The following is a 1,801-nucleotide window of genomic DNA, read 5'->3' as shown; positions in this document are numbered from 1 at the left end:
GCGGAAACGATGGCGCGCGATCGCCAGCGCCGCCGGCACCGCGAACAGCAGCGCCACCAAGGACGACAGCGCGCCGAGCCCGAGGCTGACCCAGAAGGCGTGGATGAATTCAGGATAGTTGGCGATGGTCCTGAACCAGCGCAGCGAGAAGCCGTTGGTCGGCAGCGACAGAAAACCCTCTGGCGTGAAGGCGACGAGGCAGACCACCAGGATCGGCGCCACCATGACGATGACGAAGATGGCGTGGAAGATCAACGCCAGCGGACTGTTCCGTCTCATCGGAACACCTCCGCATAGCGGCGCTCGATCAGCGCGTTGCTGCCGACGACAATCAGCACCAGTGCGACCAGCAGCAGCGTCGCTACGGCCGCGCCGAGCGGCCAGTTCAGCGTGTTGAGGAATTCGTCATAGGCGAGCGTCGCCGCGACCTTGAGCCGGCGGCCGCCGATGATCGCCGGCGTCGCAAAGGCGCTGGCCGAGAGCGAGAACACGATGATCGCGCCAGACAGCACGCCCGGCATGATCTGCGGCATGATGATGCGGCGAATGATGGTGGCGGGACCGGCACCGAGCGACATCGCGGCATTCTCGATCTGCGGATCCAGGCGCTGCAGCGCCGCCCACACCGAGAGCACCATGAACGGCATCATCACATGCGCGAGCGCGACGACCATGCCGGTTTCGGTGAACATGAAGGGAATGGGGGATCGGATCACCCCGAGCGACATCAAGAGCTTGTTGACGAGCCCGTTGTTGCCGCCGAACAGCAGCGCCCAGCCGAGCGTCCGCGCCACCACGGAGATCAAGAGCGGCCCGAGAATGATCAGCAGGAAGAAGCTCTTCCAGCGGCCGCTCATGCGGTTGAGGATGTAGGCTTCGGGCGCGCCGAGCAGCGCGGTGAGCAGCGTGGTCAGGATCGCGATTCGAAACGTCCGCCAGAACATTTCCGCGTAATAGGGATCGGTCGCGATCTCGTGCCAGTTCTTGAGGATGAAGACCGGCTCGATGCCCTTGTACTGGCCCCAATCGTGGAACGACAGCATCACGGTCATCGCCAGCGGGATCAGCAGCACGCCCACGAACAGCAACAGGGCGGGCGCCGTCAGCGCCCATGGCGCACGGGCGTTACGTTCCTCGGTCGCGGCGCTCATGTGGCCGGCCTCGCACGCACGCTCATGTCCTCGGGCCGCCAGGTGAGACGAACCGCCGCGCCCTCGATCGGCTGCGCTGTGCCGTCGTTCTGCCGGATCACGATCGCCGGGCCGCATTCGCTCTCGCACTGGAATAGCCAGTGGTTGCCCTGGAAGATGCGCGTGACGATTTTCGCGCCGAGGCCCGCATCGCCAAAGCCGATGCGCTCGGGGCGGATGCTGACGGTCACGGGACCGTTGAGGCCAGCGGGCGCGGGCACGCTCCAGGAACCCGCCATCAATTGCGCCGGCGCGACGCTCCGGTCGATCGCCCCGGCAAAATCGTTGGTCTTGCCGAGGAACTGCGAGACGAAGGCCGAGGCCGGCTTCTCATAAGTGTCCTGCGGCGAACCGATCTGCTCGATGCGGCCCTGGCTCATCACCACGATGCGGTCCGACAGCGACATCGCCTCGTTCTGATCGTGGGTGACCAGGATCGTGGTGGTGCCGATGGTGCGCTGGATCTGGCGCAGCTCGATCTGCATCTCCTCGCGCAGTTTTGCATCGAGGTTCGACAGCGGCTCGTCGAGCAGCAGCACGCTCGGCTTGATCACCAGCGCGCGCGCCAGCGCCACGCGCTGCTGTTGTCCGCCGGACATGCGGCGCGGATG

General features: G+C 65.6%; 3 protein-coding genes. All 3 read right to left on the bottom strand.

What is annotated here, in order from left to right; translation table 11 throughout:
- A partial coding sequence (locus MOV75_RS36700; protein ID WP_369010493.1) for an ABC transporter permease occupies window positions 1-279 on the bottom strand: 279 nt, incomplete at its 3' end.
- Window positions 276-1,151, bottom strand: a complete 876-nt coding sequence (locus tag MOV75_RS36695) for an ABC transporter permease (RefSeq protein WP_246931267.1) — start codon at window positions 1,149-1,151, stop codon at window positions 276-278. The genes MOV75_RS36700 and MOV75_RS36695, both read right to left, overlap by 4 nt.
- On the bottom strand, window positions 1,148-1,801 hold a 654-nt coding region (locus MOV75_RS36690; RefSeq protein ID WP_247007825.1), incomplete at its 5' end, for an ABC transporter ATP-binding protein. The genes MOV75_RS36695 and MOV75_RS36690, both read right to left, overlap by 4 nt.

The sequence above is a fragment of the Bradyrhizobium sp. PRIMUS42 genome, from assembly GCF_023006515.1.
Taxonomy (GTDB): Bacteria; Pseudomonadota; Alphaproteobacteria; order Rhizobiales; family Xanthobacteraceae; genus Bradyrhizobium.
This window is presented reverse-complemented; position numbering and strand designations above follow the sequence as displayed.

Coding starts and splice junctions, on each gene's coding strand:
- MOV75_RS36695 (WP_246931267.1), bottom strand. CDS start 1,151: ATGAGCGCCGCGACCGAGGAACGTAACGCCCGTGCGCCATGGGCGCTG.